Here is a 5,861-nt window from a genome sequence, read left to right on the forward strand (position 1 = left end):
AGCATAACGATTACCATAATGGTGTGTCAGCTGCAGCACCCGTAAACCCTGTTGATGCAAATTATCTAGTTGTTGCCATTCATTACTTAAACCGTCATTTTCAACACAATCAGCGCCTTGAATTTGAAAAAACACCGCGGTTTGTTGCTGTGTTTTAGCTTTACTAATGTCAGTACCTGTAAGCCCTTGCAGATACACGTCTGGATTAGCTTTTACTGAATTAGCCGCTTGGGTAATACTGTTGATGCAGGCTTCATAAGTGCGTTTGTAATTTTTAGTGCCATCAGCTTGTTCAATGGTTTCAATCGCCGAGACATCGGCGATAAAGGCGTCGAGTTTTGAGGCTTTAACATCATTGATGTCGGTCGGTAAAAATGATAAACCATCAATGTATAAACGACGTGGTTTAGCGGCCCATGCAGGAAATGAGCTTAAAGGGCTTAATAATGTGGCTGCTCCAAGGCCTTTTAACATATGACGGCGAGCTTGGTTACAGACTTTTTGGGTCATTATTATTCCTTAGTGTTGGCAAGTATTTCAGGTACCAACATCTTGTGTATAGGCAACGATGGCTTGCGCTAACGCAGTTAAACCATTGGTACGAGATGGACTTAATTGGCCGCTTAATCCGAGACGGTCAAAATACTGTTTTACATCAAATTGTTGTATTTGCTCGGTGGTTTTACCTTGGCAGGCGACCAGTAACAATCCAATTAAGCCTTTTACAATACGTGCTTCGCTATCGGCCAGATAAAAATGTCGGCCATTTAGTGTGTAATGGTACAGCCATGCTTGGCTTTCACAGCCTTTAACTTGTGCATCCGCCTGTTTAAATTCCGGCGCGAGAGGCGGTAATAATTTTCCCAATAACATTATCTGGCGGTATTTATCTTGCCAGTTATTGGCTTGCTCAATGAGGTTAACTGCTTCAACTAATTCATCCGATAAAGGCGAAAATAACTGCGGTGAAGGTGCGGTGCTTGGGTTTAACATGGTAGTTCAATTAACCTCGGCTGTAGATAATAGATGTATCTGGATCAGCGTGTTGTACTTTAACACTATAACAATAACTCTTTTACAGTATTAAGTGCATGAATAAATTGATCAACATCTTGCTTATTAGTATAGATGCCTATTGATGCACGGCAACAGCCGCCTAAATTAAGGCTGGTCATTAGCGGCATAGCGCAATGATGACCACAACGAACGGCCACAGCTTGTTGGTCGAGTAAAATCCCCACATCTTGGTGATGTTCACCGTGCAGATTAAAAGCCACAGCACCAATATTATGGCGTTGACCATCAGCGCAGTGCTTATCACCGGAGTGCTTATCATTGGCAATACCATACAATTCGATAGCGCCAAGTTGTTGCAGTTGCTGCTGTAAATAGCGCAGCAATTGTTGTTCATGTGCAAGTATTTGCTCGCGTGGCAATTGCTGTAAAAAATGAATTGCAGCCCCTAGGCCAATCACTTCTGCGATTGCGGGCGTGCCAGCTTCAAGGCGATTTGGTAACGCACCAAACTCAGTCTGTTCAAAACTCACGGTTTTGATCATCTCGCCGCCAGTGAGCATTGGGGTTAATTTATCGAGCTCTGTATATCGACCGTATAAAATTCCCACCCCTGTTGGCCCATACATTTTATGGCTTGAAAACACATAAAAGTCACAATCAATTAGTTGTACATCAACGGGTAAATGGGCAATGGCCTGAGCGCCATCAACCAAGGTTAGTGCGCCGACGGCTTTGGCTTTTGCGACTAGCTCATTGACTGGGTTTAATGTGCCCAAGGCATTTGACACATGGCATACGGTAACCACTTTAGGTTTTAGGGCTAATAATTGATCAAAAGCGGTTATATCCAGTTGCGCGTCTGTTGTCAGCGGGATCGGTTTGATCACCGCGCCGGTGCGCTTTGCCAGTTCCTGCCAAGGAACAATATTGGCGTGGTGGGCTGCGGTATCAATTAATATCACATCATTTGGCTTGATCTGTGAAGTCAGTCCGTAGGCCACCATATTGATCGATTCTGTGGTGCCGTGGGTAAAAATGATTTCGTCTTGACGCTGGGCGTGGATAAATTCAGCCACTTGTTGCCTAACCGCTTCATATTGCTGAGTTGCCCGTGCAGACAATTGATGCGCCGCACGGTGCACATTGGCATTATTGAGTTGGTAGTACTCGGTCATAGCATCAATGACCGCTTGCGGTTTTTGGCTCGTTGCTGCGGTGTCTAAGTAACACAAAGGATGATCGCCAATGGTCTGTTTAAGCGCCGGGAATTGATCGCGTAGTGCTTGATGATCAAATAAAACGGCAGACGATAATGACGATGCAGGCTTCATAAATAAGGGTTTCTGTATTGAAAATAAAAGGCATCAAGATCTTCAGTGATCTTGATGCCCATTGCAAGGTTTTGTGGCGATAAGCTCAATTAGTCAGGCGGTTATTGTTTTCCTACGGACAAGGGAAACGGTATAACGCCGATAATTCGTTAATTCTTATCATCAGCTCGTCAGATAAGCTGACTTTGTGGCTGTCGATGTTTTGCTTTAACTGATGTAAATCAGTTGCACCAATAATATTAGCAGCAACAAATTTGCGGCTATTTACAAATGCTAAGGCCATTTCTGTGGGCGACAAACCAAATTCTCGGGCCAAATCGATATAAGCTTGCGTCGCTTCCAGTGCCATAGGGGTACTGTTGTAGCGGGCAAAGCGTTTAAATACCGTTAAACGTGCGCCTTCAGGCCACTGATTATTTTCGTATTTACCGGTTAAGGCACCAAAGGCTAACGGCGAATAAGCTAATAATGGCACTTCTTCACGATAACTGATTTCAGACATGGCGATTTCGTAGCTGCGATTAAGCAAGTTGTAAGGATTTTGCACACTAATAATACGTGGTAAATCATGCTTTTCAGCTAATTTAAGGTATTTCATAAAGCCCCAAGGGGTTTCATTAGAAATGCCGATATAACGCACTTTACCTTGCTTAATGATTTCTGCTAAGGCTTCAAGGGTATCTAAAATAGGCGTGTAGTGCTCTTCTTCATCGTGTTCATACATCATTTCGCCGAAGAAATTGGTGTTTCTATCTGGCCAATGTACTTGATACAAATCGATAGTATCGATTTGTAAGCGCGCTAATGAGTCATCAACAGCTTGATGGATGTTGCGCCAATCCAGAGCCATATCTTTACGGATGTAATCACCTTTACCACCAGGCGCAGCCACTTTAGTGGCAATCACTAAATTGTCGCGATTACCTTGCGCTTTGAGGTAGTTACCAATGATACGTTCGGTTTCACCCTGGGTTTCAGCTTTAGGTGGAACCGGGTACATTTCAGCGGTATCAATAAAGTTAACGCCTTGACCAATAGCATAATCGAGTTGAGCAAAAGCGTCGGCTTGAGTATTTTGTTCTCCCCAAGTCATGGTGCCGAGGCAGATTTTACTCACCTCAAGGTTAGAATGCGCGATACGTTGATATTCCATGATCATCCTCCTATGGAATGTGCTTAATCTGAGGCTACCAAGCTTTTGCATCGTTGCAAAGCGCTATAAGACACTTGCCGTAAGACTGCTTGAAAAGTATTCAAAATCACTTGTTCATGAGGTTATCTCATATAACTGTGATATGTTTTCGCTAATGGGAGTTGTTATCAAAGGATTGTTATGAAGTTTCGATTGTGGATTGTATTAGTGGCCATTTTATTTGTGGCTTTGACCGGCGGGTTGTATTTTAACCAACAGTTAGCCGATCCGATTGCATCGACGCCATCTCCGGCCAGTAAAACACTAGATAATCAAATTCAAACTCCTTCTGAGCCCGTCCAAGAAACCGATGCTACAGCTATTGCGGTTACCAATTTTGCCGTCTGTAAAACACTGCTGCAAAATAATGATAAACACAGTGGTAATTGGGCTCGTGATCATTACCTTAGCTGGGACAAATATCTCAATGATTACAGTTTAGATGACGTCACCATGGTGACTGACAAACTATTAAATTCTAATTTTGCCGTGATGTTTAGGGTAGAGCAGTTACGAAAAGATTCTACGTTAGCTCAATTTAATCAAAAGGCTACCAAGGATGTTAAACAAGGGCATGAACTAAGCGGTTTTTTTGCTGGAATCAAAATGTCAAAGAAAGTGCCGGCCCCCGAGTTTGAAAATCTATCGAGCTTATCAGCTACAGAGCAACAATCCGTTTTTATCACAACCCCACCCTCTATTGATGATGCTGCTGCGTTGATGCTCGATGAACACGTCTCGAACCAAACTATCATTTCGCTCCTTGCACATATTGATAATCTTAATGCTTCCGTCGGATTTGATAAACTCGATACGATTTCAGTACTCGATTATGCTATTGATGCTTCGCGAGCTGAGGTTGTTAGTTATTTATTTAAACGAGGTGTAGAGCCTAGCAAAGATGCCTATATGGGCTCGTCAATGGAATGGGCTCTTAGCCGTTTAATGGTGGGCGATGCCAATAAGGCCGATGCGGCAGCTATAGTGCAGCAATTACAAGGCAAACAAGCCAATGCACGCTTTAATCAGCAAGACAGTAGTTTAGTTGAAGGTTTCTTTCCTAGACAATATTATCGGTTTGAGCCTGCTGAGATAGCATTAATACAGCAACAATATGGGCTCGATTTACTCCAAATTGGCGCACGAGATGAACTTAGCATAAGCGATGAGCATCCATTGTTACTTGAATTACTCGCGCAACAACAAGCCTATACAGAAAAAGCCTTGAAGGTGTCGGATTTAGCAAAGGTACTGCCACAGTGCCGTAATACAATAGATAAGGTTAATGCAAAGTGGCAACCTAAAGATGCATATCTTCTTATTGGGCAGGCTGATAAAACTTACACTGATAACCCTGATAAAACTATTGAGCAGCTTGCTAAGGTTGACCCTAGTCTAGTGGATTGTATGCTAAAACGGGTTGGTGATTATCAGCGTAGACAACAATTTATCTCCAATCTAGATCCTATATTTCGTTTATTGAGTGAAGGTAAAGTCATTGATTTTATCGACTCGATATTGGCTAAACCATTAAATGACGCGAATAAAAATTGGGTTTTTAGTCAGGCACTAGAATTCGATAGCCATTTTTACGATGACTTATTTAACAGTGAGTTGTTTGTTGATCCAATACAATATTTTGACTTTAATGACCGAATGTTTTCTGCTGACTTTCTAACAGGGTTAGAAGAGTCTAGTTATGATTTACACGGGCATGATTATAGAGGGAAAACCTTACTTTTTTATGCAGTAGTTAAAGGTAATGTAGATATTATCAAGCGATTAGTTGATGATAAGTTTCCCTTTATCATTAATGATACAGACCCACAGTTAAGTAAAGGGCTCGATCCCTTACATGTCGCATTAAGTATTGAACCTTGGCAATTTAAGCCAGAAGATGCCGTTGAAAAAGTGGATTTGTTAATGCGCTACCAACCTAAAATCGATGAGTTTCATTTACGTCGAATGGGTTTGATAAAGTTAAAATACCCCGATGTTTATCAACAAATTATCAGTGCCTATCCGCAGCTCAAGGTTGTTGATGACAACGCGTTACCTCTGAGTATATGTGGATATAGTTAATCAAAAGTTAATCAAGCATTGAACGAGATGAGAAGGAGAGCTAAGCTCCTCCTCTTACTCAGGTTGTAACACTACAGCGCTTTTATCATCGCGATTTCACAGGCATCGTGGCCGGTTTCGCCTAAATGCTGACAGTGACTAAAGCCCAGTTTTTCATAGAGTGCTAGTGCTTCAACTAGCACTGCCGTGGTTTCTAAATACATTGATTGATAGCCTTGTTGCTTGGCGAACTCAATACA

6 protein-coding genes are annotated in these 5,861 nt (G+C 42.2%); 1 reads left to right on the forward strand and 5 read right to left on the reverse strand.

Annotation, left to right across the window (positions count from 1 at the left end):
- From CXF78_RS11740 to CXF78_RS11755, 4 genes are all read right to left on the reverse strand, one after another.
- On the reverse strand, positions 1-510 hold a 510-nt coding region (locus CXF78_RS11740), incomplete at its 3' end, for a membrane dipeptidase (protein ID WP_180957126.1).
- A 27-nt stretch (positions 511-537) separates the two neighbouring features.
- On the reverse strand, positions 538-993 hold the full coding sequence (locus CXF78_RS11745) for a SufE family protein (protein ID WP_102036891.1): 456 nt from the start codon (positions 991-993) through the stop codon (positions 538-540).
- A 65-nt stretch (positions 994-1,058) separates the two neighbouring features.
- Positions 1,059-2,348, reverse strand: a complete 1,290-nt coding sequence (locus CXF78_RS11750) for an aminotransferase class V-fold PLP-dependent enzyme (protein WP_102036892.1) — start codon at positions 2,346-2,348, stop codon at positions 1,059-1,061.
- A gap of 112 nt (positions 2,349-2,460) precedes the next feature.
- Positions 2,461-3,501: an NADP(H)-dependent aldo-keto reductase gene (locus tag CXF78_RS11755; RefSeq protein WP_011638619.1), complete on the reverse strand. Its 1,041-nt coding sequence runs from the start codon at positions 3,499-3,501 to the stop codon at positions 2,461-2,463.
- Positions 3,502-3,681: 180 nt separating this feature from the next.
- Between CXF78_RS11755 and CXF78_RS11765 the strand changes: the two genes are divergently transcribed.
- Positions 3,682-5,622, forward strand: coding sequence for an ankyrin repeat domain-containing protein (locus tag CXF78_RS11765; protein WP_102036893.1), 1,941 nt, complete (start codon positions 3,682-3,684; stop codon positions 5,620-5,622).
- A gap of 71 nt (positions 5,623-5,693) precedes the next feature.
- Here CXF78_RS11765 and CXF78_RS22065 read toward each other — a convergent pair whose 3' ends face one another.
- Complete coding sequence (locus CXF78_RS22065; RefSeq protein ID WP_374702288.1) at positions 5,694-5,858, reverse strand: GNAT family N-acetyltransferase; 165 nt, start codon at positions 5,856-5,858, stop codon at positions 5,694-5,696.
- Positions 5,859-5,861 lie beyond the last annotated feature (3 nt).

It is taken from the genome of Shewanella sp. 11B5, assembly GCF_002836795.1.
Lineage (GTDB): Bacteria > Pseudomonadota > Gammaproteobacteria > Enterobacterales > Shewanellaceae > Shewanella > Shewanella frigidimarina.

Excerpts from the sequence above, each read along its gene's own strand:
- CXF78_RS11765 (WP_102036893.1), top strand. The coding sequence starts at position 3,682 with ATGAAGTTTCGATTGTGGATTGTATTAGTGGCCATTTTATTTGTGGCT.
- CXF78_RS11755 (WP_011638619.1), bottom strand. The coding sequence starts at position 3,501 with ATGGAATATCAACGTATCGCGCATTCTAACCTTGAGGTGAGTAAAATC.
- CXF78_RS11750 (WP_102036892.1), bottom strand. The coding sequence starts at position 2,348 with ATGAAGCCTGCATCGTCATTATCGTCTGCCGTTTTATTTGATCATCAA.
- CXF78_RS11745 (WP_102036891.1), bottom strand. The coding sequence starts at position 993 with ATGTTAAACCCAAGCACCGCACCTTCACCGCAGTTATTTTCGCCTTTA.